Origin of the sequence: Psychrobacillus sp. PGGUH221, from assembly GCF_042055255.1 — a bacterium.
GTDB lineage: Bacteria > Bacillota > Bacilli > Bacillales_A > Planococcaceae > Psychrobacillus.
The window spans coordinates 270,090-295,707 of the sequence record NZ_JAQMHQ010000007.1 but is presented as its reverse complement, the minus strand read 5'-3'; the positions used below and the strand labels follow the sequence as shown (position 1 = coordinate 295,707).

General features: G+C 35.8%; 23 protein-coding genes, 1 pseudogene and 1 other annotated feature. Of the genes and pseudogenes, 4 read left to right on the top strand and 20 right to left on the bottom strand.

Annotated elements, in window-relative coordinates; all coding sequences use genetic code 11:
- Positions 1 to 154 precede the first annotated feature (154 nt).
- Positions 155 to 574 (bottom strand): universal stress protein, encoded by a 420-nt coding sequence (locus PGC35_RS13925; protein WP_191778580.1) that lies wholly within the window; start codon positions 572 to 574, stop codon positions 155 to 157.
- Positions 575 to 595: 21 nt separating this feature from the next.
- Positions 596 to 2,059, bottom strand: a complete 1,464-nt coding sequence (locus PGC35_RS13920; RefSeq protein WP_191778581.1) for a SulP family inorganic anion transporter — start codon at positions 2,057 to 2,059, stop codon at positions 596 to 598.
- 181 nt (positions 2,060 to 2,240) lie between these two features.
- Between PGC35_RS13920 and PGC35_RS13915 the strand changes: the two genes are divergently transcribed.
- Positions 2,241 to 2,783 carry a recombinase family protein gene (locus tag PGC35_RS13915; RefSeq protein ID WP_337018641.1) on the top strand — a complete coding sequence of 181 codons (543 nt, stop codon included), beginning with the start codon at positions 2,241 to 2,243 and terminating at the stop codon, positions 2,781 to 2,783.
- 49 nt (positions 2,784 to 2,832) lie between these two features.
- On the opposite strand, the gene PGC35_RS13910 is transcribed toward PGC35_RS13915, so the two are convergent.
- The 10 genes and pseudogenes from PGC35_RS13910 to PGC35_RS13865 all read right to left on the bottom strand — a co-directional run bounded on the left by PGC35_RS13910 (position 2,833) and on the right by PGC35_RS13865 (position 12,726).
- Positions 2,833 to 3,198 carry a DUF6262 family protein gene (locus PGC35_RS13910; RefSeq protein ID WP_191778583.1) on the bottom strand — a complete coding sequence of 122 codons (366 nt, stop codon included), beginning with the start codon at positions 3,196 to 3,198 and terminating at the stop codon, positions 2,833 to 2,835.
- Between the two features lies 1 nt (position 3,199).
- Entirely contained in the window at positions 3,200 to 5,113 is a 1,914-nt protein-coding gene (locus PGC35_RS13905) for a tyrosine-type recombinase/integrase (protein WP_191778856.1), read from the bottom strand.
- A 2-nt stretch (positions 5,114 to 5,115) separates the two neighbouring features.
- On the bottom strand, positions 5,116 to 6,201 hold the full coding sequence (locus tag PGC35_RS13900; protein ID WP_191778584.1) for a tyrosine-type recombinase/integrase: 1,086 nt from the start codon (positions 6,199 to 6,201) through the stop codon (positions 5,116 to 5,118).
- A 132-nt stretch (positions 6,202 to 6,333) separates the two neighbouring features.
- Positions 6,334 to 6,897 (bottom strand): annotated as a pseudogene (gene radC / locus PGC35_RS13895) (RadC family protein); the annotation flags it as partial.
- The gene (locus PGC35_RS13890) at positions 6,894 to 7,496 is read right to left on the bottom strand and encodes a Maf family protein (RefSeq protein ID WP_053588749.1); all 603 of its coding nucleotides are present in this window, start codon (positions 7,494 to 7,496) and stop codon (positions 6,894 to 6,896) included. The pseudogene radC and the gene PGC35_RS13890, both read right to left, overlap by 4 nt.
- Before the next feature lie 94 nt (positions 7,497 to 7,590).
- A complete protein-coding gene (locus PGC35_RS13885) occupies positions 7,591 to 8,232 on the bottom strand; it encodes a hypothetical protein (protein ID WP_375219576.1) in 642 nt (213 codons plus the stop codon).
- Positions 8,233 to 8,319: 87 nt separating this feature from the next.
- Complete coding sequence (locus PGC35_RS13880) at positions 8,320 to 9,075, bottom strand: prepilin peptidase (protein WP_375219575.1); 756 nt, start codon at positions 9,073 to 9,075, stop codon at positions 8,320 to 8,322.
- Positions 9,076 to 9,251: 176 nt separating this feature from the next.
- Entirely contained in the window at positions 9,252 to 9,533 is a 282-nt protein-coding gene (locus tag PGC35_RS13875; protein ID WP_375219574.1) for a PilN domain-containing protein, read from the bottom strand.
- Between the two features lie 167 nt (positions 9,534 to 9,700).
- Positions 9,701 to 11,404 (bottom strand): sensor domain-containing diguanylate cyclase, encoded by a 1,704-nt coding sequence (locus PGC35_RS13870; RefSeq protein ID WP_375219573.1) that lies wholly within the window; start codon positions 11,402 to 11,404, stop codon positions 9,701 to 9,703.
- Between the two features lie 98 nt (positions 11,405 to 11,502).
- Entirely contained in the window at positions 11,503 to 12,726 is a 1,224-nt protein-coding gene (locus tag PGC35_RS13865; protein WP_375219572.1) for a bifunctional folylpolyglutamate synthase/dihydrofolate synthase, read from the bottom strand.
- A gap of 88 nt (positions 12,727 to 12,814) precedes the next feature.
- Here PGC35_RS13865 and PGC35_RS13860 point away from each other — a divergent pair, with 88 nt between their 5' ends.
- Positions 12,815 to 13,693 carry an ATP-grasp domain-containing protein gene (locus PGC35_RS13860; RefSeq protein WP_375219571.1) on the top strand — a complete coding sequence of 293 codons (879 nt, stop codon included), beginning with the start codon at positions 12,815 to 12,817 and terminating at the stop codon, positions 13,691 to 13,693.
- The gene (locus PGC35_RS13855; protein WP_375219570.1) at positions 13,690 to 14,493 is read left to right on the top strand and encodes an ATP-grasp domain-containing protein; all 804 of its coding nucleotides are present in this window, start codon (positions 13,690 to 13,692) and stop codon (positions 14,491 to 14,493) included. The genes PGC35_RS13860 and PGC35_RS13855 overlap by 4 nt, the downstream gene beginning before the upstream one ends.
- Positions 14,494 to 14,649: 156 nt before the next feature.
- Here the strand turns inward: PGC35_RS13855 and PGC35_RS13850 are convergent, their stop codons facing one another.
- Together PGC35_RS13850 and PGC35_RS13845 are read right to left on the bottom strand one after the other, a co-directional pair.
- A complete protein-coding gene (locus PGC35_RS13850) occupies positions 14,650 to 17,292 on the bottom strand; it encodes a valine--tRNA ligase (RefSeq protein ID WP_375219569.1) in 2,643 nt (880 codons plus the stop codon).
- A gap of 44 nt (positions 17,293 to 17,336) precedes the next feature.
- Positions 17,337 to 17,563, bottom strand: a binding site (T-box leader).
- 313 nt (positions 17,564 to 17,876) lie between these two features.
- Positions 17,877 to 18,455 carry a hypothetical protein gene (locus PGC35_RS13845; RefSeq protein WP_375219568.1) on the bottom strand — a complete coding sequence of 193 codons (579 nt, stop codon included), beginning with the start codon at positions 18,453 to 18,455 and terminating at the stop codon, positions 17,877 to 17,879.
- Between the two features lie 124 nt (positions 18,456 to 18,579).
- On the opposite strand from PGC35_RS13845, the gene PGC35_RS13840 reads away from it, so the two are divergent.
- The gene (locus tag PGC35_RS13840) at positions 18,580 to 18,843 is read left to right on the top strand and encodes a hypothetical protein (protein ID WP_375219567.1); all 264 of its coding nucleotides are present in this window, start codon (positions 18,580 to 18,582) and stop codon (positions 18,841 to 18,843) included.
- A 406-nt stretch (positions 18,844 to 19,249) separates the two neighbouring features.
- Here PGC35_RS13840 and hemL read toward each other — a convergent pair whose 3' ends face one another.
- The 6 genes from hemL to hemA all read right to left on the bottom strand — a co-directional run bounded on the left by hemL (position 19,250) and on the right by hemA (position 25,547).
- Positions 19,250 to 20,545: a glutamate-1-semialdehyde 2,1-aminomutase gene (gene hemL, locus PGC35_RS13835; protein WP_375219566.1), complete on the bottom strand. Its 1,296-nt coding sequence runs from the start codon at positions 20,543 to 20,545 to the stop codon at positions 19,250 to 19,252.
- The gene (hemB, locus tag PGC35_RS13830; protein WP_053588740.1) at positions 20,545 to 21,522 is read right to left on the bottom strand and encodes a porphobilinogen synthase; all 978 of its coding nucleotides are present in this window, start codon (positions 21,520 to 21,522) and stop codon (positions 20,545 to 20,547) included. Before hemB ends, hemL begins: the two co-directional genes overlap by 1 nt.
- Positions 21,519 to 22,283: a uroporphyrinogen-III synthase gene (locus PGC35_RS13825; protein ID WP_375219565.1), complete on the bottom strand. Its 765-nt coding sequence runs from the start codon at positions 22,281 to 22,283 to the stop codon at positions 21,519 to 21,521. The genes hemB and PGC35_RS13825 overlap by 4 nt, the downstream gene beginning before the upstream one ends.
- Positions 22,276 to 23,205 (bottom strand): hydroxymethylbilane synthase, encoded by a 930-nt coding sequence (gene hemC / locus PGC35_RS13820; protein WP_375219564.1) that lies wholly within the window; start codon positions 23,203 to 23,205, stop codon positions 22,276 to 22,278. The genes PGC35_RS13825 and hemC overlap by 8 nt, the downstream gene beginning before the upstream one ends.
- 17 nt (positions 23,206 to 23,222) lie before the next feature.
- Positions 23,223 to 24,053 carry a cytochrome c biogenesis protein CcsA gene (gene ccsA, locus PGC35_RS13815; protein WP_056831515.1) on the bottom strand — a complete coding sequence of 277 codons (831 nt, stop codon included), beginning with the start codon at positions 24,051 to 24,053 and terminating at the stop codon, positions 23,223 to 23,225.
- Between the two features lie 129 nt (positions 24,054 to 24,182).
- Complete coding sequence (gene hemA / locus PGC35_RS13810) at positions 24,183 to 25,547, bottom strand: glutamyl-tRNA reductase (RefSeq protein WP_375219563.1); 1,365 nt, start codon at positions 25,545 to 25,547, stop codon at positions 24,183 to 24,185.
- Between the last annotated feature and the right edge of the window lie 71 nt (positions 25,548 to 25,618).

Here is a 25,618-nt window from a genome sequence, read left to right as displayed (position 1 = left end):
AAAGTCTAATTGTAAATAAATTTCCAAATGGATGGGGCCACCTTTGATTGGGTATTTACTTTTTTGCCTCTAAACAGGGAAGGTGAGTAAACTGAAAATTATGACACTATTTATGCAACACTAGTGATAATATCTAAATCTATTTCTAGCATTCTTATTTAACAATAAGAACGGGACAGTCCACTCTTTTTACTACCTTATGACTCACGCTACCTAATACCATTTCTTGCAAAGAGTTTAAACCCCGACTACCTATAACGACCAAATCGACTTTTTCTTCATTAGCATATTCAATAATTGTCGGACCAGGATATCCATGTAATATTTTAAGCTCATAGTCTATATTTTTCGATTTTATTTTTTCCTCTACAGGATAGAGTCTTTTGCGACGTGAGTATGCCAATTCTTCTTTTCCTTGCGAATGAAGTATCTCATTCTTGGATTTTGAAAAATCAGCAACATATACGACTTCAATTTTACATTTTGGAATTAAAGAAGCAATTTTCACTGCTTCTTCAGTTGCCCGAATTGAATTCTCAGATCCATCTACAGCCAATAATATTCTTCTGTACATTTTTCTACCTCCAAATTTCATTTAATGTGACGCCTGTTTTGAATTCACATTATTATAAATAGCTAGCTTATCTAAGATTCTTTTGCTGGATGAATCTAACCCTATGATGGTAACAGTATTGTTTTTCTCACGATATTTAATAACAGTTTTATCTACAGCACCTACAGCAGAATCATCCCAAATATGTGCATTTGAAAAATCAATTATTATATCTTTATTCTCAACGCTAAAGTCAAATGACTTTAAAAAGTCTTCAACCGAGGCGAAAAATAGTTGGCCTTCTACTTCAAAAATTATTTTGCTATTTTTGTAATTGCTTCTCACTTTCAAACTTGAGATTTTAGCGACAAAGAAAATGGCACTTAGAATGACACCTGCAATAACTCCTTTTGATAAGTCATGGGTTGCCACAACGATACCAACGGTTATTAACATAACAGCAGCATCCGTTTTTGGTGCTTTTCTAAGATAGGTAAATGAAGACCAATCAAATGTACCAATTGAAACCATAATCATAATTCCTACAAGAACAGGCATTGGTATTTGTACGACTAAATCACCTAATACAATGATTAAAAATATTAAAAACAAACCTGCGATCAAGCTGGATAATCTACCACGTCCACCAGATTTCACATTTATAACGGATTGTCCAATCATTGCACATCCTGCCATTCCACCAAAGAAACCTGTAATGATGTTCGCAATACCTTGTCCTCTTGATTCTTTGTTTTTATCGCTCTCTGTATCTGTCATATCATCTACGATGGAAGCAGTTAGTAATGACTCTAATAATCCGACAATCGCTAATGCGAAAGAAAAGGGAAATACTATTGCTAAAGTTTCAAACGTAAATGGAACGTTTGGTATGAAAAACTCTGGCAGTGTTCTTGTAATGGCTCCTAAATCACCTACTGTCCGCAAATCAAAGTTTGTATAAAGAGCAACTGCTGTCAAGGCAACAATTGCAATTAATGGGGCCGGAACAATCTTGATGAATCTCGGGAGTATATATACTATTACTAAAGTGACTGCTACAAACACATACGTCATATTAGAGATTCCAATAAAATGGGGTACTTGAGCCATAAAAATTAAGATCGCTAACGCATTTACAAAACCAATCATGACTGCTCTAGGTATGAATTTCATTACTTTGGCTACTTTAAAAATGCCAAACAGCACTTGGATTACACCAGTTAAAACCGTTGCTACTAATAGATAATCAAGGCCATGTTCCTTTACTAATGGAACCATTAGCAATGCCATTGCACCTGTTGCAGCTGAAATCATTCCAGGACGTCCACCAACAAAGGCTATGATAACGGCAATACAAAAGGAAGCATACAATCCTACCATAGGATCGACTCCTGCAATAATGGAGAATGCAATTGCTTCAGGAATTAATGCTAACGCAACAACAATTCCAGCAAGGATATCCCCTCTTACATTTGAAAACCATTCTTTTCTAATTTTTTCTACCACTTAAGTCTACACCTCTTCTACATAAAATTTTATGGCTTTTAACTCTCATAAAAGCCGGGTTCGAATAGAATAAAGTCAGTTTATCACTTATCGTCCCAAAATGGAACCTTTTCGGAACGAAAAATGATGAAACTTATGCTATGATATAGGCAAACTTCTTTATATTTAAGGGGTGTCTAATATGTTAATCGGTTATATGAGACCTAATGATGATGATTTAACTTGTGATATACAAATAACGGAATTAAGAAAATTAAAATGCGAAAAAATAATCGCAGAGGAATACTCTTCCGCAAAGAAAAGAACGCAACTGAAAAGCATGATTGATAACCTCAAACCGGGGGACAAAGTAATAATCGCAAAACTCTATTCACTGGCAGATTCAACACGTCATCTAGTGGAGCTATTGCAAGCGATTGAAGAAAAAGGAGCTTGTATCCAATCGATTAAGGAAGGAATCGATACAAGTAATGGAAGTAGGTATCAATTTAGCCATATCGTGAAGCATCTTGTCGAATTTCAAAGCGATGTAATCAGTGAAAAGACTAAAAAGGGGGTACGTAATGCACAGAAAAAAGGCGTTACTACAGGACGTCCAAGAAAACCTGATGAAAATGTACAGCAAGCAATTATCATGTATGAAAGTAAAAAATACAGTTTAGCTGAAATAAGGGATGAAACAGGCATTAGTAAAACGACTTTATATCGATATCTAGAAAACTAAGCAACCATTAATGAACACCATCCGATTTATAGGATGGTGTTCATTAATACTAAAACAATTTGCCGTGTAATCTTTGAACCTGATCTTTTAATTGTTTATTCTCTTCTTCCAATGCCTTTATACGGCTTTTTAAGGTTTTTATTAATATATCCTCTGAACGGGAGCTTTTACTTTGTTTACGGGGAGCTAATTCACTTATTTGCATCCCTCTTAATGTCTCTATTCTAGTTCTAATGTTTTTCTGTTTGTAAAGCCATGACTTTGAAACACTAGCCTTTCTAGAAACAGTATTAAAGTTGATTTTCTCTTTTTTTATTGCCATCTCTGAAATAGCTTTTTCAACTCTAATCCTTGTTTTCTCGGACTTCTCCTTTGAAAGTTGAATTATAGCAGATGTGTTACTCTTTCTGGTCATCTTAATTCGTCTCCTTTAACGAATGAATAATCTGCTCTAGCCTATTTTTAACACGTTCGTTAGTTTCAACCTGACGTTGCCATTGATACTGTTTAGCTCTGTCTAACAATTGTTTAGTGCGTTCTAAATGCTCTTCATGTTCATTTAGAAACTGTTTGCTTGTACAGAAGTTTGTGCAATCTAGACAAGCATTTGCGTGAGGGCAAGGTCCTGCAATTACTGGTAAGCGACAATAGCCATTGGGAAGTGCTTGTGCATTTATATTCTTCTTAAACCATTGAAGATCTGTATTATCAGCTTCATTATCTTCTTCACCTAACTCCAAAATGCTGCCATTATTCGTCACTAAAGTTTCCTTGAATTTAGTAAATTCTTTCTTTAAGGTGTCATCAAAAATATGTGCATATCTCGCCGTCATTTCTGGTGATTCGTGACCTAAAAATTTCTGTACAATATGCTGTGGTACTCCGTTGTTTATCATTCTTGTGCCTACCGTATGCCGAAAGGCATGAGCATGAAACCGAAAAATTTCTCCATTGCTATCCGTTATCTTTTCTTCATAAGCTAATTCATTTAATTTTACCCTAAAGGTATCTTGCTTCAATGGCGAGCCATCTTTTCGAGGAAATACATATACACATCCATCATCGAGGTTATCAGCCACTCTTTGCTCTTGAACTAATATTAATGCAGCAATTTCTTTAGAAATAGGAATGATATGCTCTTTCTTCATTTTCCACTGATAATACTTTAAAAAGCAATCCCCTTCTTTATCGGTTATGACGCTCCCTTTTTTCAATGTACAAAGTTCACTGATACGCATTCCGCATTCTTGAAGTACCATGACCATTGTAGCGATATAAGGTTCCAATTTATCTAATTTCCTATTTAATTGTTCGAGTATATGTTCATCAATATAACGTGGTAGTGCCTTCGGCACTTTAGGATAATCTTCTTGAAAGATAAGGATTTTAGAAGGCGTATCCTTCCAGTCATATCTTTGAATTGTAGTAAAAAAAACGTCTAAAGTAGATATTCGACCGGTTACGGTACTAGGTTTTAAACCTTTTAAATTAATATAATTAAAATATTGCTCGATTTCATTTCTAGTTAATTGATGAATCCTTCGTATACCTTCATAATTTTTGTTCATGAAATTAAAAAATTCTTTTAATTTTGAAGCTATATCTACTACGTGAGAAAAGCTGGCAGTGTTTAACATTAGTTTACAATACAGCTTAACTATTTCTTTAAAATAATTATTTTCAAAACCCTTAAAGTTGATCGTATACTCGTAGGATGTTGGATTTACCTTATCTTCCGGTAACGATAGTTTTCTTCGATTCCAAACATCCTTTTCCCATTCTTCACCATCAAAATAGAAGTCCTCATAGAATTCCATAAACTGCTTAAGATGAGTAACGTAATAGGAGTTCGCATGTACAGTAACTTTCTGCTGATTTACATCAAGTTTGTAATTAGTAGTCGTAGTTTTTATTTTTTGTTCTGCTAAGTAAGTTCGGTATTCTGTCAAAGCCTTTTTTATAGGTACTTCAGTTATCGATGTAATATTAGGGTATTTTAAATTTAAAAATCCCATCATCCGGCTTATCACTGTTCCCTTTCTAATCCAAACGGATTTTGCATTCCAAGCTCCATTATTCAAGTGGAGGTAATAAAAATATTTTAATTCGGTTTTCAACCAGACATTTTCCACCTTATCGAAATTTACCCAACGATTTCTTAGTGATGGATTCTTACTTAACTCAATTGCACTAGGATGCGGACAAATTCTTATATCCCATCTATCTGCTGCCCAAAATCCTTTTAAAAAACTTGTCATATTAGCTATTTTTTTATTAATCTCTGTACTAGCGATAAGCTTTCTATTAGTTGCTACACTTGGAAATTTCATTGTCATGTTTCTCTCCCTTGAAGATACTTTTTATATTCATTTTTCATATCTTGCTTAGAAAGATGAACATACGTATCAAGTGTTGTTTGTACATGGGCATGCCCTAATCTTTTTTGTACGTATGCAGCGTCCCATCCACTTCTAATAAGCTCTGTGGCATGCGTGTGACGTAACATATGGGCATTGAAGGTGATCCCTGTCCGTTTTACCAGTCTTCTTATCAGGTCTAATACACTTTGATATTTTAAGGGATGCCCGAAATAGGAATCTTTAAGATTTATAAATATATAATCGTGTTCTAAATCTTCCCCATATTCATGTACCAGATAATCAGTATATAAAGCCATTAATTCCTTGCTAACATCGATTGTTCGTTCTTTCTTAAGTTTAATATAAGCTCCGTTTTCATTATGATCTCTTGGAGTGATATGAATCTGGTTATCCCACATAGAAATATCTTCGATACGAAGGGATAATACTTCTCCTATCCGAAGTCCCCCTTCATACATAACCATAATAAGTAATTTATCTCTTTTTGTATGACATGCATCAATTATTACCTTGACTTGTTCATGTTCTAATACTTGGACAAGTTTCTTTTTGACTCTAAGCTTTAAAATATTTTTATTATAAGATTTTCCTTTAGTTATATGGTGAAGAAATCCTTTAAAATTTCTTCCCCTTGTCTCTTTAGACATGTCAATAGCCTTAAAATCTCCTGTACGATTTAAATACTCTAAGAAACTAGTTACAGCATTAAGTATGGCATTAACTGATGTTTCTTCTCTTTTAGCCTTCTTTGGTTGTAAGCCTATTACCTTTACATCTCCAGTTGGATTTCTTAACCATCCCACAAAGTTTGTCATTTCCTCAAATTGTAAATCTTCTAATCTAATTCCTCTCTGGCTCATGAATTCATAAAACAACTTAAGATGATAGCAATATGTTTTAATCGTATTTGGAGCTTTCCCCGTATTATCCAGATACTTTATAAATTTCTTAACCAGTTCTACCACTTCAAAGTTTTTATCTAGCAGTATGTATAATGGATATGGTTTTTCCTCCACAATTACTTTTTGAACTTTCATTTTTCTCCCCTCCTTTAAACACTTTAACTACTATGAATAATACCTTTATATATTAAATAGTCAAAGCACTGAAATTAAAAAAACCTAAACTTAGAGTACTTAGAGTACTCTAGTTTAGGTTACTATGTTTAATGGATTACCAGAAGGGTGATTATGTGCACATATAATAGAAGCAGCTGATCTTTTTACAGCTTCGCGGAAAATCTCTCGTGGATGAACAATTGAAGCATTAAGTGAACCGATGAAGATTGTCTGTTTATGGAGAATTTGATTTTTAACATTCAAAAACAAAACGACAAAATGCTCTTGCGTTAATGAAGTCATATCATGCATTAAGTATGTTGCGGCATCTTTTGGAGAACGAATGGTAAACTTTTCATCTGTTTTTTGCTGCGATAATCTTCGACCTAACTCAACCGCTGCAAGTAACTGGACCGCTTTCGCTTGACCTATGCCTTTTACTGACATAATTTCTTCTAGCGTAGCATTTTTTAATTCTTGAATTTGTTCGAAAAAATGGAGGACACGATTTGCTAAGTGAAGCACAGACTCTTGCTTCGTACCGGTACGAAGCAAGATAGCTATTAACTCTTGGTTGGACAAGCTTTGTGCCCCTTGTCTTATTAATCTTTCTCGAGGGCGATCTGCAATATGGACATCACGAATCATTAACGCTGGAGTTAAATCTATAGTCATTTAGACGTCTCCCTCGCGAATTCTATTACTCCAAGCTTTAAAAGCGTTTGATATAACCGGCTTATAGGAAGACCTACAACATTATTATAATCACCTTGAATTTTTTCAACAAAAAGTCCCCCCATTGTTTGGATTCCATATCCACCTGCTTTATCTAATGGATCTCCAGATTCAACATATGCATTAATTTCTTCATCAGATAACTCATAAAATTTAACTAAAGTAGTTTCAGCGAATGCAAGATTAAGATCTGGCCCCACAATAGAAACACCAGTAATTACATGATGAACCTTTCCTGATAGGAGCTTGAGAAACTTTACCGCCTGCGCATTGTTTGTTGGCTTCGTTAATAACGCTTTTCCTATTCGAACAGTTGTATCAGCAGCAATAATGATTGCTCCTGGGTTTCTCTGTGCAATATCATTCGCTTTTAGATCTGCAATGGCTATAGCAAATTCCTCTGGTTCATATAAACCATCGAGCTCTTCATCAACCCCAGCTGGTTGGATTTCAAACGGTACGCCTAATTTACTAAAAAGTTCCTTTCTTCTAGGTGACTCACTTGCTAAAATTAGTTTATCTTTTGTAATAAGATTCATTCTTATTCCCCCTTTATATTAGGATACAAAAGATTAGAACAAAGGGAAATTGTGTATAAATCCATTACAATTCAATTTTGATTACTTTTAACTATCAAAAATTCAATTTTAAGCAATCGTTTTGCTCTAAATAATGCGTAAATACATGTAGTCTAATAACTGAGGAAACATCCGAAAACGTTGATACAGCAGTCACTATATTCATCATGTCATCTGGATAATTTTCTTTTTTGGCAATAGAGTCAAAATAATTTTTTGATAGTTTTTCTTCCTGTAATATATTGATGATATTTTTTACTTTAGGATCTGCACAAGCATTTGTGGAAATATTAATCGTTTTTAGAAACGTGGGTAGAACATCACCCTCGCTTGTACTTACCTCATTTACAAAAAGTTCACTCCACACATAAAATTCGTTTCCTATTCTTACGATACTCGCTTTTTCAAGACTAGGTTGAGTGCTTATAAAGGACATTGCACTTTCCTTTGAAGTAAACATACCATATTGCTTTGCTTTAAATGGTAGAGCAGCTTCCCCAGTAACTTCTACTTTCTCATCTGTTTCTTTCTCGTTCGTAGGTGTAGAAACTTGTTCTTGAGCTTGTTCTTCCACTTTTTTATCATTCGACATGTTTAAAATAAAACCAAATAACAACACTCCTACAACTCCGATAACTAATCCCTGTATACCCGCCAGTATTACTTTTTTTCTCGGGTTCCTCCTTCTAATCGGCATGTGCTCACCCCTTTTACCCACAACCTTATCATTAAGTAATTAAAAAAAGACGAGACCTATGTCGGCTCGTCCAAAAAACTTATCGAGTTAAAAAAACATATTCACATACCAATCGACAAGGGTATCGCCAAAAAAATAGGTGATAATAGCAGCAACCGCAATGGAAGGTCCAAAAGGTATGGGTGTTTTCCTACCTTTTTTAGCTATTCTCAAAGAGATCACACCCACAACTGCACCTATAAGAGAAGCTAAAAAAAGTGTTAACAACGTATGCATCGTTCCTAAAACTACTCCGATGACAAAAAATAATTTAATATCCCCTCCGCCCATACCACCTTTCGACAATACAGCAATTAAAAATAATACACCAAATCCAATTACAGCTCCCACAATACTTTCCGACCAAGGGGTTAACGGCGAGAAGATTCTTGCAACAATCAAAGGAACTAAAAAAAACAAAAGAATCTTATCAGGTATAAGCATATAGGCAATATCCGAAACAGTAATAATTACTAGTAAAGATATGAACAAGATAGCAACTACCAACTCTAAAGTGAAACCAAGTTGAATATAAGCAAAAGCAAATAAGAGGCCAGTGACAAGTTCTATCACAGGATACATCCAATGAATCTTCGTCCCACAGCCTCTACATTTCCCTTGTAAAAACAAATAGGAAAGGACAGGCACCAAATCACGAGCAGTGAGATTTCGATTACAAACAGTACAATGAGATGGCGGACGAACAATGGATTTCCCTTTTGGAATACGTAATCCAACCACATTGAAAAACGACCCAAAAATTAGACCGTATATGAAAAATAATATTGTTAGTACGATTTCCATTTAGTTAGCTCCTTATTTCTCATCACTTTCTAATTCAGAAGAGGCTAATTCTGTTTGTAAAACAGGTACCTCTGTTCGAAAACTACTGACAGTTACTTCTTTTAATTGTTTTTCTTCCTTGAGAGGATATATCAGAAAATAATAGATTGCACCAATAATGACAAACACTAGAGCAACTATAATGAGGAAACCCGACTTCTTATCACTAAATAATTCAGGCTTATGGTAGCAGAGTAACGAGATTGAATATCAAAATCTGTAGTTGAACTTTCTTCCGTACAGCATGGTGTGTCAAAATTAGTAATCTCCTGTACTTGCACATCTGTAAAATATTCACTATTTAATAACTTTTCCACGTATATAGTAATATCGTTCATTGTTTCAAAATCCGCAACGAGGATAATCTTTGATTCCTCAAATTTATAATTTTGCAAATATGTATTTAAAAGCAAAAGCATGAGAATATAACTATACTATATTATTTTCAGCACAAGCACTGCTACTTAGATTAATACTATTTTACCATCGTAGATTTTTTTTTGATACTCTAAAATCTAAAGACACTATACATAAATAAATAAAAAAAGAGAATCTTCTTAAACTAAGATTCTCTTTTTTCATTCTTCTATTTCACATATTCCGCAACTTTATTTCTACCCGCTTGTTTCGCACCAATATATAATGCACGGTCTGCATTTCGAAGCAGCGACATCCCTTCATCGCTGTCTTCAGGGGCAGTAGAAACTCCGATGCTAGCTGTTATGAAAATAATTTCTTCACCCGCATTTTCATCTAAGTCTAATTGAACGATAAAGGGAGTTTGTTCAATTTTTCGCCGTAATCGTTCGGCAATATTTGTGGCTTCAACTTTTGTGTAATTAGGAAGTAATATCACAAATTCTTCCCCACCATACCTTGCCACAGTACCATTTGAACCTATTTCCTCACTTAATACTTTAGCAAAATCCTTTAGGATCATATTTCCACTTTGGTGACCATAAGTGTCATTAACCGACTTAAAATGGTCAATATCCATCATAATTAGGGAGACGGTTTTATATTCACCAAGACTTAATTTCTCCATAAAGTATTCTAAACGTTTGTCTAAGTATCGATAATTATATAAATTTGTTAACTCGCAGCGTTCACTTCTTGCCAATGCCTCTCTTACATACTTAGCTTTCTCTACGGAGACAGCAAAATATGAACATAATAAATGAACCATTTTTAGTTGGTATGCCTCAAAAGCGTATTTTTTACGTGAAGCAAGTACTAGAACACCTTCTATTTTTTGATTTCGATAGATTGGTACGCACATTACACTTTGCATATCAGTTGCAAGAAAAGGTGGTTTCATTTCAATCCAATCGCTTTGTTTGTCATATAAGGTTGGAATACCTTTTTTATAAATGATGCCTGCAAGAGTACTATCTAGTTCTTCGGGAGCAAAGAAAAGTTCCACATTTTCTCCATCTTCTATAGCACGTAGTATTTGAAATTTACCATACAAATCCTCAATTATATAAGCTGAATCGATTGGGAACATCTTTGCAATGCGTTCAATGAACATATCAATTATCTCTTTACCAGTCATACGTTCAGCAAGCTCATGCCCAAATTGACTTGCCTTATTAAGATCCGCATTTACTTTCTCGGAGTTGCTATATAAACGGACTAAAAGAGTAATCATTAGAAAAGGTAAGCCTAAAAGAACAAATGCTATAGTACCTACATAGCTCTCTAAAAAATATAAGCTTATCCCAAAAGGTAATGTAATCGTTAATCCTACAACATCCCATACGGTAGACTCGTCTAATAATTTTGGATTGGTTCCAAACGAAGAATTTCTTAAATAAATGATTGCATGATTTAAAATGACATCACAAAGAGCGTAAATTGTACCAAAGAGAAGAACATCTTGTACTACTAGGGACCCTAAATTATAACCAAGTAAATGTACAACAGTACCGCAGGCCACCGAAATAATGAAGAACATAAAAGAGCTAAACGCGATGCGATAAAAATTATCTTTGTTAGCTTTCATATGAAAAGCAATCGGTATTAAACACAATTGCATAAGAACCAGTTCGGCAAATATCCCATAATTCAAAAATGCGGCTAGCGAAACCCATTGACTAAGAAACATTGTATTACCAGAGATATAAAATGGAAAACTAGTTGTTAATAAAACTAATAACAAGAGGATTAAATAAGCATCCCATTCAACATGCCTACTTGGAGCATATTGATAAACTAAAAAAGACCCTAAGGGTACGACTAATAACCACAATATGAAAATATTTCTTTTGGTTTTTACTGATATATTCATAGGACTATTATTCTCCCTCAAAAAATTTTATCTGTTACTATTAGCTTATTAATTGATTGATTAAATTATATCACTTAAATCTCTGAAAATTTCAACTACTATTTACCTGTTTTTATTCTTAACTCTGATATAAAATATAACGAACCCGTGACAATAGTAACATCATTTTTCTGAATATTTTTAAACAAAAATTCTTCCATATCTTTAGTAATACGTTTATCATCGTGTAAACAGTGTTTATATAATTCACTAGGCGGTAATGCCCGTTCATGATGGAATTGTACAAATTCAAAAGATGAACCTATTTCCTCCAATTTTCTCAACATATATATATAATCTTTGTCTTTTAGAATACCTACAATAAAATGAATCTTTTTATGTGGGAAATTAGATTTAATCGTTTCTACTAATGAATCAATACTCGCTTTGTTATGAGCACCATCAAAATATAGATTTTCCTCTACTCTCTCCATTCTTCCTTGCATACGAGCATGTTTAACAGCCAATTGCACTTTACTTTCATCTAATGGGAAGCTACTTTCCAAAAGTGCCGTTATCGCTAAAGCCATATTTGATTTCTGATGGTTCCCTAGCATCCTCGGATGTAACTCATTAAAAACAGTCTTGTCATATGAATACGAATTATTATGTACAATAAAATCATTACCATATTCAATAATTGCACTATTCTTTTTAAAAGCTTCTTGAAGAAAAACAGTTTTTGCTTGCGGCTCTAATTGCCCTATAATTAATTTGCTATCTTCTTTCAATATTCCTGCCTTATGCCAACTAATTTTTTCAATTGTATCTCCTAAAAAGTTTGTATGATCGATTGAAATACTAGGTATTACAGCTAACGATTTTTGAAATACGTTTGTACTATCAAATCTCCCACCCATACCAGCCTCTATAAACACAATATCCAATGATTCAGTTTCAAAAACTAAGAATGCTGCAACTGTTAGTAATTCAAAATCAGTAAGCATTCCACTTAAATTAGCTTGTTGCATTTTTTCGAATGCCATATCCATTTGTTCTGGCTTAACATTTACACCGTTTAATTGGATTTGGTCATGCACATCAATAATGCTTGGTGAAGTAAAGGATCCGTATCTTAAACCGTGTTCCTTTGCGATAGCTCTCATAAATGCTATTGTTGAGCCTTTCCCATTCGTACCGGCGACATGAATGGTTCTTTGTTTATTTTGAGGATTATCAAGCTTCTCTAGTGCTATCTTTATGGAATCTAATCCAGGTTTTATAATAGATTCACTTATTACATTCCATTTATTTTTATATAAATTAAAATTATTTATTTCCACGTCGTTCACCCTATTCCTTCTCTTATAATTTCATGCTAAACTTCTTTATAAACAGTATTATATCACGCACTAGCGGAGGTCAATCATTATGCAAACATGTTGGATTGTATACAACGGAAGTCTTACAGATGAAAAATTTATCGATCAGGCTCTTCTTCTTCAAGAAGCAGCACTTAAACAAGGCATACAAGCAACATTAATAAAGAATTACGAATTATTAATGGACGTCCAGCTAGGATTAAACACTAGACCTGATTTTGTCATCTTTTTAGATAAAGACATACTATTAGCTAAGTTCTTAAAAAATGAAGGTATTCCTGTGTTCAATGATCCCGATATAATTGAAATATGTGATAACAAAGCACGCCAGTATATGTTACTTGCAAAAGCGCAAGTCCCAATGCCTCGTACAATTATTGCACCAAAAGTGTACACAGACTTTACAATTCAACATACTGGTTATTACGAGCAAGTTTTAGAAACTATTAAATTACCTATGATTATAAAAGAAGCACATGGCTCTTTTGGTTTTAAAGTCTATTTAATAGAAACAAAGGAACAGTTTTTTGAAAAAGTTGAAGAACTTAATGGAATAGAATATGTTTTTCAAGAGTTTATTGAAAATAGTAGAGGACGTGACATTCGAGTAAATGTCGTAGGCGGTCAGGTAATCGCTTGTATGCATCGTCATTCCGAAACAGATTTTCGTGCGAATATTACAAATGGTGGAACTGCCTCTCAAATAGAACTTACAGAAAGACAAAAAGAAGTGGCTATTCTTGCTGCTCATGCGCTTAATGCAGAGTTTGCAGGAGTAGATTTATTATTTGGAGAAGATGAAGAACCACTTGTATGTGAAGTAAATGGTGTAGCCCATATTCGTAACATTTATAATGTGACCGGAATTAATGTTGGAGATGCTATGATTAGCTATGCATTATCAAAAGTAGGAACAGTTCTTATATGAAAGGCTTACTAGTTTATGAGTTACATGAAATTGAAAGAAATAGAAGCTTTATAGAACGTTTAATAAATGCTGGAGAAAACCATGGTCTATCCATGACTATAATAGATGACCGAAGTTCCTCTATTCCTGACGCAGATTTCATCTTTTTCAGAGCAAGGAACCCTCTACTTTCTAAGCAATTAGAACAAAGGAATATACCAATGTTTAATCGCGCGGAAGTGAATGTAATTGCGAATGATAAATGGAAAGCCATTCAGCTCGTGCAGCTGCTAGGAATTGAAACCGTGCCTACTAGAAAAATTAAGACAATAACAGATATCTCTCACTACCCTGTTGTCATAAAAACAATCGATGGTCATGGTGGTTCACAGGTTGAGTTATGCCAAACGGAAGAGCAGGCAAATGTCTTTATTCGTGCGCATGATTCTAAAACGATTATTGCACAAAAGTATATTGAAACAAATGCAACGGATGTCCGAGTATTTATGCTTGGATCGGAAGTAGTCGGAGCAGTAAAACGAACTGGTGCAGAAGACAGTTTTAAATCAAATTATACGCTCGGTGGTACCGTAGAAAAATACGATTTAAGTAGTGCACAAATTAAAGATGTGGAAAAAATAGCTAAAGCATTAAAAAGCGATTACATTGGCATAGACTTTCTCTTACTGCCTGATGGTAGTTGGTTGTTTAATGAAATAGAAGATCCGGTTGGTGCAAGATCTTATTTTGCTACTACTAATAAAGATATTGCCATTCCAATCATGGAATATATTAATAAGAAATTAAAAGAAAAAGAGTGAGCCGAGTTTTTAGCTCACTCTTTTTTCTGTTATTTAACTAGACTATTCAATATTCCAACGGAAGCATTCCTAATTCCCACTAAATGCAGTCCTCCAATTTCAGTCATAATAAAAGAGAGTGTCGATTAATAATCAATCGACACTCTCTTCTTTAAATTACATGTTTTTAAGTTCTTCTAATCGTTTTAAAACCGTAGCTTGTTTTTCTATATAATCTTGTTCTTTTGCACGCTCTTCTGCAACAACAGCTTCTGGTGCTTTGGAAACGAAGCGTTCATTCGATAGCTTTCCTTGAACTAACTTCACTTCTTTTGTCCATTTTTCAAGTTCTTTTTCTAAACGAGCCTTTTCTGCTTCGATATCGATTAATCCTTGTAATGGCAAGAATAATTCTGCTCCTGTTACAACTGCAGACATCGATTGACCTGGCGCTTCAATACCTTGACCGATTACTAACGGCTCTGGATTACAAAAACGCTCCAAATATTTCGCATTTGCTTCTAATACTGCCAATGTGTCTGTATCTTTTGCTGAAATGTACAATGGCACCTTTTTACTCATCGGTGTTTGTACTTCTGCACGAATATTACGAACAGAACGGATAATTTCAGCTAGTAATTTCATACTTGCAGCTTCTTCTTTATTGGATAAAGATTCGTTCACAGTTGGCCATGCAGCTAGTGTAATCGACTCCCCTTCATGAGGAAGGTTTTGCCAGATCTCTTCCGTTATGAATGGCATAAATGGATGTAATAATCGCATAGTATTATCTAATACATATGCTAGTACCGAACGTGTCGTTTTCTTCGCTTCTTCATCTTCTCCGTTTAGTGGAAGTTTGGACATTTCAATATACCAGTCACAGAAATCATCCCAAATGAAGTTATACAGTGCACGACCTACTTCACCAAATTCATATTTGTCGGAAAGTCTCGTTACTTGTTCAATTGTTTCATTCAAACGAGTTAAAATCCATGCATCTGCAACTGATTTTTTACCGTCAAGATTGATTTCTTCAAATGTTAATCCTTCCATATTCATCAATGCAAATCGAGATGCATTCCAAATCTTATTAGCAAAATTCCAAACCGCTTCTACTTTTTCCGTAGAGAAACGCAAATCTTGCCCTGGAGATGAACCAGTACTTAAGAAATAACGAAGTGAATCTGCACCATACTGCGCAATTATGTCCATCGGATCTACACCATTACCAAGAGATTTGGACATTTTTCGTCCGTCTTCTGCTCGAACCAATCCATGTATTAAAACATCTTCAAATGGACGAGTTTCTGTAAATTCAATTCCTTGGAAAATCATACGTGAAACCCAAAAGAATATAATATCATATCCTGTAACAAGTGTATTTGTTGGATAATATTTTTTAAACTCTTCGTTTTGTTCATCTGGCCAACCTAATGTAGAAAATGGCCAAAGAGCAGATGAGAACCATGTATCTAATACATCTTCATCTTGGCTCCAGTTTTCAGCATCTATTGGAGCTTCGTGTCCAACATACACTTCCCCTGTTTCGTTGTGGTACCAAGCAGGAATTCGATGACCCCACCATAATTGACGAGAAATACACCAATCATGAATGTTTTCCATCCATTGCAAATACGTTTTTTCGAAACGGTCCGGTACAAAATTTACTTTTTCTTCTGCTTGTTGTAATTTAATTGCCTCATCAGCCAATGGTTGCATTTTTACAAACCATTGAGTTGAAAGATAAGGTTCAACAACTGCTCCACTTCGCTCCGAGTGGCCTACTGAATGCATGTGCTCTTCAATTTTGAATAAAACACCAGCGTCTTGTAAATCTTTCACGATTTGTTTACGGCATGCAAAGCGGTCCATTCCGTCGTACTGAGCAGCATTTTTATTCATCGTACCATCTTCATTCATTACTAAAATACGTTGTAAATTATGACGATTACCAATTTCAAAGTCATTTGGATCATGTGCAGGTGTAATTTTAACCGCCCCACTACCGAACTCCATATCTACGTAATCATCCCCTACGATTGGGATTTCACGATTTGTAATTGGTAGAATCACTGTTTTACCTATTAAATGTTTATAACGCTCATCTTCTGGGTGCACTGCAACTGCACTATCCCCTAGCATTGTTTCAGGTCGAGTAGTTGCAACATCAATTGTGCCAGTACCATCTGCGAGTGGGTAATGCATATGATAGAATGCACCCTGTACATCTTTATGGATTACTTCGATGTCAGAAAGAGCCGTCTTTGTAGCAGGATCCCAGTTAATAATATACTCGCCGCGATAGATCAAACCTTTATTGTAAAGATTTACGAACACTTCTTTAACTGCATTCGATAGACCTTCATCCAATGTGAAACGTTCTCTTGAATAGTCTAAACCTAAACCTAGTTTTGCCCATTGCTCGCGAATATGACCAGCATACTCTTCTTTCCATTTCCATGTTTCTTCGACAAATTTTTCGCGTCCTAAATCATATCTAGTTATATTTTGTGAACGCAGTTTTTCTTCTACTTTTGCTTGTGTTGCAATACCAGCATGATCCATACCAGGTAGCCAAAGAGCATCATATCCTTGCATACGTTTCATACGTATTAGAATATCCTGTAATGTAGTATCCCAAGCATGCCCTAGGTGTAACTTACCTGTTACGTTCGGTGGTGGAATCACAATCGTATAAGGTTCTTTTGCGCTTTCTGGATGCGCCTCGAAAAATTTCCCTTTGAGCCACCATTCATAGCGACCTTTTTCAATCGATTGCGGATCGTACTTCGTTGACATAGTTGTTTCATTTGTCATATGTGTTCCTCCTAAAAAAGAATATAAAAAAACTCCTGTCGTCATTAAAGGACGAAGGAGTTTGTTCGCGGTACCACCTTTATTCGCAGATGCAAAAAATAACATCACGCTCTCAATTAGATAACGGCTTCAAACCGGCAATTGCTACTGTTAGTTCACAAAAGCTGCTCATGGGCTACCTTCAAATGGCCGTTAACAGAAACATTTCAGCAGTTTGTTTCCTTTCTTTCGATAACTAACTCATTTTACTCTTCCCATTCATAGCATCAATATTTTAATCTAAATCACCAATTCGGTAGAAAAAAGATTAATGCCTAGAGAATTCCACAGATATTTAAAAATCTGTATTTCAAGGCGAATTGGATTGTTTGTTCATATTGTACCTAATCTTATGATATGACGTCAAGTCACGTCACGTGAAAGGAGAATATACAATGAGAAAAGGATATAACCCTTACTTGTTACCAGATTGGCTAAGAAAAACACGCTTTTATTGTAAAGGAATTATTATTCCTATTTGTGGTTTTCAGCTTATCCGTGTATTAATTGTTCCAACAACTTGGGATTTTATTTTACTTGTTTTTCTATTGTTCATCTGCTTCTTGCTTTACAAGGACATAATTTGATGGAAACGTAAGCTTTGACATTCCATCATCTAAATCAAAAATAAATTGAAGCTCCGATTCTACACTATTTGGACTCTCTAACATCTCTACTTCATCCGATTCTTCTCTTTCACTTTCTTTTTCAACTACCATTGGAGCTTCATATTCACAATAAACAGACCAGGCAATTTCAATAGCTGCATGATCTGTCGTTTTAGAATGTACGCGGCGAACATCTAAAGAAGGGGAAAACCCTTGTTGTATTTTATCCTTTGAAATCTCTACACTCATCGGTACAGCATATTCGAAATAACCTACTTCACCCTGAACATCTAAATCCTCAATTTGGGTAAATTCGCTTGTAGCGTGATGCTCATGTTCACCTTCTTCAAATTCAACATGACAGGTAATGTGATAGATCCCCATTATCTGAATCGAATCTTCTGTTTCACTTTGCTCATATTGTGGAGTTACTTCAACTGTTTTTATCTCTTTAGGAATACCAAAACTCGCTGGAAAAAGAAACTGTTCTTTTACGTCCCATACTTTCACTTCCATTTTTCATCCTCCTTCATATAGGACAAATTATGATAGAAACTCATGAAATATGAAAAACGGTCGCAAAATAATTATGAGGACAGTTGCCGTTAATTTCCGTTACAGGCGGACGCGTTCCGCCGGCATGGCTTCAGCCGCTTCCCTTGCTCCTGCGCAAAGCTCGTCGCAAAAAACAATGCTCCTGCGCAAGCTCGTCGCAAAAATTAATTTCGCTACGCTCAGTCCAGGGTCTTCAGCTCATGCACCTGACGCTTCGCTATCGGTGCAGAAAACATTTGCTATTCCGGCTGGAGTCGCCGCCTTCTACTCCAATCAACTATTATCCGCTTTTCAATTAGTATTTTTAGAAACCGTTGAAAAAGGCGACACTCCTGCGAAAATGACCTGAGGAGGCTCACGGACCGCCCGTGGAAAGCGTCCGCACGGAGGGGAATTTAACGATATGATCGGTATATTACTTGAAATGAAAATTAATTTCTCATTATTAACCCCCATCACCTATCATTGTGTATCCTTTAAAGTAAATTATCTTATTTCGATAGCCTTCAGTTGATAGAAACGGAGGGCGGCGACTCCAGCGTGAATAGCGTGTCCTGGTGAGAACCCACAGGAGCTAACAAAGGAACGAAGGCTAAGAACACCACCTCGTGTGGCAACGCCTTCGTGACCAACATCGTGTTGGCCTGAGGAGGCTCACGGACCGCCCGCGGAAAGCGTCCGCACGTAGTGTAGATCAACGATATGATTAATCAATAACTAAAGCCCCGCAAATGATTGCGAGGCTTCTCTTTAAATTATTTAGTTGATAATTTTTCAAACACTGTATGGAATGCTGCAATTGTTTTTTCAATATGGTCTTCCGTATGAGCACTTGATAAGAACAATCCTTCATATTGAGAAGGTGGTAAATAAATTCCCTCTTCGGCCATTAATCGGAAGTATTTTGCAAACAACTCCAAGTCAGAAGTTTTAGCTTTGTTAAAATTAATAACATCTTCATTCGTCAAGAAAAATCCAATCATTGATCCTGCACGATTTACTGTATGTGGGATGTTATATTTTGTTGCAGCTTCACGGAAACCTTTTTCAAGTAAATCACCAAGTTTCGTAAAGTATGCATAAGATTCTTCGTTCAATCGAGATAACGTCTCGTATCCAGCAGTCATAGCTAGTGGATTACCAGAAAGAGTTCCAGCTTGATAAACAGGGCCGCTTGGAGCAATCAGTTCCATAATTTTACGTTTTCCTCCGAAAGCTCCTACTGGAAGACCACCACCAATTACTTTACCTAAACATGTTAAATCAGGTGTAATACCATAGTAACCTTGCGCACAATGATATCCTACACGGAATCCAGTCATTACTTCGTCAAAGATCAATACTGTACCATGTTGTTCTGTTAATTCACGAAGACCTTCTAAAAATCCTTCGACTGGTGGTACCACACCCATATTACCTGCAACTGGTTCAACAATGACAGCTGCTAAGTCGTCTCCGAAGTTTTCGAACACGTGACGTACACCCTCCAAATCATTATAAGGTACAGCAATCGTGTTTTTCGCGATGGACTCAGGAACACCAGGACTGTCCGGTAAACCAAGTGTAGCAACTCCAGAACCTGCTTTGATCAATAAGCTATCACCATGCCCATGGTAGCTACCTTCAAACTTTAATATTTTATTTTTTCCGGTATACCCTCTCGCTAAACGAAGAGCACTCATTGTTGCTTCCGTTCCCGATGACACCATACGAACCATTTCGATAGACGGTACACGTTCCATTACCAATTTAGCAAGTTTATTTTCAATAAGTGTAGAAGCTCCAAAACTTGTGCCTGCTTCCGCAACTTGCTGAATTGCTTTTACAACATTTGGTTCAGCATGTCCTAAAATAAGAGGTCCCCATGATAAAACATAATCGATATATTCGTTTCCATCGATATCTTTTAGGATAGCTCCTTTACCACTTTCCATAAAGATAGGATCCATATCTACAGACTTGAATGCACGAACTGGACTGTTTACTCCACCAGGCATTAATTCTTTAGCTTCTGTGAAAGCTTGTTTAGATAAGTCATATGATTTTGTCATTACTTCTCCTCCAACCAACGTGCCACATCTTTTGCATGATACGTTAAAATAATATCTGCTCCAGCACGTTTCATCCCTGTTAAAGTTTCTAAAACAGTTTCTTTTTCATTAATCCATCCATTGATAGCAGCAGCCTTCACCATTGCATATTCACCACTAACATTATAAGCAACAATTGGAACATCAAAGTTATTTTTTACATCTCGAATGATATCTAAATAGGAAAGTGCTGGTTTTACAATTAGGAAATCTGCTCCCTCTTCGATATCAGATGTTGCTTCACGAATTGCTTCCATACGATTAGAATAATCCATTTGATATGTTTTACGATCACCAAATTTAGGGGCACCATCTGCAGCTTCTCGGAACGGACCATAGTATGCAGAAGCATATTTCACTGCATATGACATAATCGGCACATCAGCAAAGCCAGCTTCGTCTAAACCTTGTCGAATTGCTGTAACGAACCCATCCATCATATTAGAAGGTGCAATAATATCTGCGCCTGCTCTTGCTTGACTAATCGCTGTTTTTGCTAATAAGTCAAGAGATGGATCATTCAGAATTTGTTCCGTTGCATCCACTACACCACAATGTCCATGATCGGTATACTCACACAAACATGTATCTGCAATGACAACAAGTTCTGGGTGTCTATTTTTGATAAAGCGAATACCTTCTTGTACAATTCCATGGTCATGAAACGCTTGTGAACCGATTTCATCCTTTTCAAGAGGAAGACCAAATAAAATAACAGAAGGAATACCTAGTTCTACTACTTCATCTACTTCTTCTGCTAAACGGTCAATTGAAAATTGGTATACACCAGGCATAGACTTAACTTCATTTTTTATATTTTCTCCCTCAGCAACAAATATCGGGTAAATCAAATCCTCTTTATGTAAATATGTTTCTCTAACCATTGCTCGTATTCCTGCTGTTTTTCTTAAACGACGATGACGTTGAAATTCTGTCATAATTCTCTCCCTTTCCATTCCACTAATGCATGGATTACTTCGGTTAATGTATAGGTTTCTGGAATCACATGAACTGTTGCACTTAATGATTCCAAATACTCTTTTGTAATATGGCCAATCGCGCAAACTGTAAGTGATTCGTATCCAGTTTGAATGCCAATAGTTTCATGAAATACTTTCACGGTAGATGGACTTGTAAATATGATGGAGCAATTCGGCTCATTTTCGATTAAATGTTGAATATGCCCTTTATTTTCTTCCACTTCTATTGTTTCATAAATAACCCACTCATCTACTTTGTTTGTTAAACCTTTTGTTATCGTATCTTTTGCAAGACTGCCTTTAAAAAACAAACAGGTTTCAGTAGATGAAGAAAATGCAGGAAATTCTTTTACAAAAACATCTGCACTAAAAACAGTTGGGGTAAAGTCTACCCTTAAGCCTATAGATTCAATTGCGCATGCAGTTTTAGAACCGACTACTGCAATTTTTGCTTTTATCACAGAAGGAGGTAACCCAAACTTTTTCATTTTCGAATGAAAGGCATGCACACTACTTTGACTCGTGAATATAAACCAATCATAGTCGATACATTCTTGTAGCCTATGTTCGTCAGCTTCAGAAACAAGCTCCTGGGTCGCAATGAGCGGAGCAATTACTGGGTATCCTCCATATTTCAGCGTAAGATCGACAGCCTCGGAAGACCTTAAAATCCCTGTAAATATGACATTCTCTCCTTGTAAAGGTATCTCCTTAGACATTTAAATCTGCCTTTACTTTTTGTATTAGTTCATATGCTCCTTGCTCTGTAACTAAACGCGCTACTTCTTTGCCTGCTTCTTCAGGATTTTTCCCTGTAACTACTTCTTTATAAATAACCGATGCATCTGGTGCAGCGACTAAACCTGTCATTGTAATCTCATTGCCATTGATGACAGCATGTCCGGCAATCGGCACTTGACAGCCACCATCCATCGCAGCTAAAAATGCACGCTCTGCGTGTACTGCATCCCATGTATCCTGATCAGATAATTTTTTAAGCTCATCCAATAATTCTACATCATCTTCTCGACATTCAATTGCAAGTGCTCCTTGTCCTACTGCTGGAACACAGTCTTCTGTTGATATGTATTCCGTTACTACTTCGTCGCTCCAACCAAGACGCTTCAATCCTGCAGCGGCTAAAATAATTGCGTCATACTCACCGTCTTGGAGCTTTTGGAGTCTCGTATCAACATTTCCACGTATCCACTTAATCTCGATATCTGGGCGCAACAATAATAATTGAGCACTTCTTCTTAAACTGCTTGTCCCAACAATCGCACCTTTTGGAAGATCTGCTAACTTTACGTGCCCAGTAGAAATAAATGCATCTCGCTCGTCTACTCGCTTCGGTGTACATCCCATTACAAGACCTGGTGGTAAAACTGAAGGCATATCCTTCATGCTGTGCACTGCAAAATCAATTTCCTTATCATACAATGCCTGTTCAATTTCTTTTACAAATAATCCTTTTCCACCAACTTTTGATAAAGTTACATCTAATATTTGATCACCCTTTGTTACGATTTCTTTCACTTCGAACTCAAATGGTGCACCCATATCTTTCATTTGCTGAATAAACCAATTCGTTTGGGTTAATGCTAATTTACTTCTTCTCGAACCTACAATAATTTTACGCATTGCTTCGCTACCTCTCTTTAATACCAAAAATGGAATTGTGATAATTGACTACCTAATAAAAAGTTTATCAAAACAAATAGAAATGCATATATATGAATCCAAGCATAGTTGGTTCCTATAAAACGTGATTTATTTCTTAAAAGAAGCACAACCACATAGATCAACAATAAAATGACAGAACTGATAATTTTAAAATCAAAAACGGTAAATATATCTAATGATACATATGCCCATTCTAACCCAAGAACTAAACTTACAAACAAAAGAGGAATACCTGTCAAAATAGATAATGTCATCCCATTTTCTGCTTGCTTCAATGACGGCAATCGAGAAAACTGCTTTGTCCATTTTTTCTTTTTGAGCACCCGATATAATATTAAATATAAGGATGAAAATACAAATGATAATGAAAATGCAGCGTAAGCTAACATTGCAAACATAATATGAATAAATAACAATTCAGATAGTAGGGCTTCTCCAACAGCGGATTGATCCATTTGATTTGGCGCAAAAGTATGGATGGTCATAAAAATAAACCCAATAATATTTAAAAAGAATGCAGGTAAATCCAATTTGAATACTATCTGCAATACAATTGCTAGAGTGATAATTAGCCATGCATAAAAGTAGATTCCTTCAAATAGCGAAAGAATTGGAAATCTTTTTGTATCAATGATATACATAACTAAAAACACCGTTTGCAGGAATGACACGATGGAAAGTAGCCATACTCCTATACGATGTGCCCGACGATCTTTATTCAAGTAATCGATAAAATAAAAAACAAGGCTAACGGATTGTAGAATGACCATCATCTCGTGTAGCCTTGTCATTCCAAGATCAGTCATAATAAGCTCCTTTTTAACCTAAAAGAGTAATTGCCTAAGTCTTATTAGACAGGCAGATACGTCAAAAAAAGACGTTTTCCATATCTATTATGACACATACAGATACAAAAACGCCTCCTTTTTACTTCATCAAAATGATATTTCTTCTTTCAAGTTTTGTGATGCCACTCTAGTTTGTTTTAATTTGATTTTTGATTTTTCTACTTGAGCAGAGAATTCATTTTTTACTTCTTCTTCAATACCAAAAATCTGCTGGAATAATTGAAGTTGTTCTGCTGAATCGTTTGCAGTAGATAATTCTTTCACTTGTAAGATTGGATCTTTTAACAATTGATTAATGATTGATTTTGTATGTTTATTTAAAATTTTTCGTTCACGGTCCGATAGATTCGGCATTTTATTTTCAATAGAAACCATTGTTTCTTGTTGGATTCGATTAGCTTTTTGTCTAAGAGCAGAAATAATTGGCACAACTCCTAGTGTTGTAACCCACTCATTGAACTGCTCAATTTCTGATTGGATCATTGACTTAATTTGATCCGCTGCACGCTCACGTTCCGCTAAATTTGCTTCTACGATACCTTGTAAATCATCGATATCATATAAGAAAACGTTCGCCAAATCACCAATTTTTGGATCTAAATCTCTTGGCACAGCAATGTCAACCATAAATAAAGGCTTTCCTTTACGAAGACGTTCTACAAACTGCATCAATTCATAGTCAATTACATATCCAGTGGAACCAGTCGAGCTAATTAAAATATCCGCTTCTAATAACGCACATTGTAACTCGTCCATCGGTTTGGCAGTGCCATCAAATTTAGTTGCCAATGCTTCCGCCTTTTCAAATGTACGATTAAACACTGTTACTTTGCCTGCTCCACTACCATATAGGTTTTGAATTGCAAGCTCGCCCATTTTTCCAGCACCGACAATAACAACATGCTTATGATTTAAAGAGCCAAAAATTTTCTTTCCTAGCTCGACTGCAGCATAAGAGACAGAAACTGCATTTTCACCAATCGCAGTTTCTGCATGGGCACGCTTAGCAAAAGTTACAGCTTGCTTAAACAATTGATTGAAAACAGTACCTGTTGTACCGTTCTCTTGTCCATTTAGAAAGCTCTTCTTCACCTGACCTAATATTTGTGTCTCACCAAGTACCATGGAATCGACACCAGCTGTCACCTGGAACAAATGGCTGTTCGCTTGGTCATCTTCGTGAATAAATAAATAGCGGGAGAGATCCTCTAATGGAATATCGAACCAATTAGCTAAAAACTGTTTTACATAGTATTTCCCAGTATGTAATTGATCTACAGTTGCATAGATTTCTGTGCGGTTACAAGTAGATACAATAACATTCTCTAGTATGCTTTTTTGTTCCTGCAATGCTTGCATGGCATTCGGAAGTTCCGCTTCTACAAAAGATAGCTTTTCACGAATTTCCACGGGAGCAGTACGGTAATTGACACCTACCACGATAGTATGCATGGAATCATGTCACCCTTTCACGTTCATTTCATAATCCAATTATACCATAGCTTTTTTCACAGAATGGTAAC

Bases quoted from the DNA above. Each gene is read 5' to 3' on its own strand.
- PGC35_RS13925 (WP_191778580.1), bottom strand. From the start codon at position 574: ATGTACAGAAGAATATTATTGGCTGTAGATGGATCTGAGAATTCAATT.
- PGC35_RS13915 (WP_337018641.1), top strand. From the start codon at position 2,241: ATGTTAATCGGTTATATGAGACCTAATGATGATGATTTAACTTGTGAT.
- PGC35_RS13910 (WP_191778583.1), bottom strand. From the start codon at position 3,198: ATGACCAGAAAGAGTAACACATCTGCTATAATTCAACTTTCAAAGGAG.
- PGC35_RS13905 (WP_191778856.1), bottom strand. From the start codon at position 5,113: ATGAAATTTCCAAGTGTAGCAACTAATAGAAAGCTTATCGCTAGTACA.
- PGC35_RS13900 (WP_191778584.1), bottom strand. From the start codon at position 6,201: ATGAAAGTTCAAAAAGTAATTGTGGAGGAAAAACCATATCCATTATAC.
- PGC35_RS13890 (WP_053588749.1), bottom strand. From the start codon at position 7,496: ATGAATCTTATTACAAAAGATAAACTAATTTTAGCAAGTGAGTCACCT.
- PGC35_RS13885 (WP_375219576.1), bottom strand. From the start codon at position 8,232: ATGCCGATTAGAAGGAGGAACCCGAGAAAAAAAGTAATACTGGCGGGT.
- PGC35_RS13880 (WP_375219575.1), bottom strand. From the start codon at position 9,075: ATGGAAATCGTACTAACAATATTATTTTTCATATACGGTCTAATTTTT.
- PGC35_RS13875 (WP_375219574.1), bottom strand. From the start codon at position 9,533: ATGCTTTTGCTTTTAAATACATATTTGCAAAATTATAAATTTGAGGAA.
- PGC35_RS13870 (WP_375219573.1), bottom strand. From the start codon at position 11,404: ATGAATATATCAGTAAAAACCAAAAGAAATATTTTCATATTGTGGTTA.
- PGC35_RS13860 (WP_375219571.1), top strand. From the start codon at position 12,815: ATGCAAACATGTTGGATTGTATACAACGGAAGTCTTACAGATGAAAAA.
- PGC35_RS13855 (WP_375219570.1), top strand. From the start codon at position 13,690: ATGAAAGGCTTACTAGTTTATGAGTTACATGAAATTGAAAGAAATAGA.
- PGC35_RS13850 (WP_375219569.1), bottom strand. From the start codon at position 17,292: ATGACAAATGAAACAACTATGTCAACGAAGTACGATCCGCAATCGATT.
- PGC35_RS13845 (WP_375219568.1), bottom strand. From the start codon at position 18,455: ATGGAAGTGAAAGTATGGGACGTAAAAGAACAGTTTCTTTTTCCAGCG.
- PGC35_RS13840 (WP_375219567.1), top strand. From the start codon at position 18,580: ATGGCTTCAGCCGCTTCCCTTGCTCCTGCGCAAAGCTCGTCGCAAAAA.
- hemL (WP_375219566.1), bottom strand. From the start codon at position 20,545: ATGACAAAATCATATGACTTATCTAAACAAGCTTTCACAGAAGCTAAA.
- hemB (WP_053588740.1), bottom strand. From the start codon at position 21,522: ATGACAGAATTTCAACGTCATCGTCGTTTAAGAAAAACAGCAGGAATA.
- PGC35_RS13825 (WP_375219565.1), bottom strand. From the start codon at position 22,283: ATGTCTAAGGAGATACCTTTACAAGGAGAGAATGTCATATTTACAGGG.
- hemC (WP_375219564.1), bottom strand. From the start codon at position 23,205: ATGCGTAAAATTATTGTAGGTTCGAGAAGAAGTAAATTAGCATTAACC.
- ccsA (WP_056831515.1), bottom strand. From the start codon at position 24,053: ATGACTGATCTTGGAATGACAAGGCTACACGAGATGATGGTCATTCTA.
- hemA (WP_375219563.1), bottom strand. From the start codon at position 25,547: ATGCATACTATCGTGGTAGGTGTCAATTACCGTACTGCTCCCGTGGAA.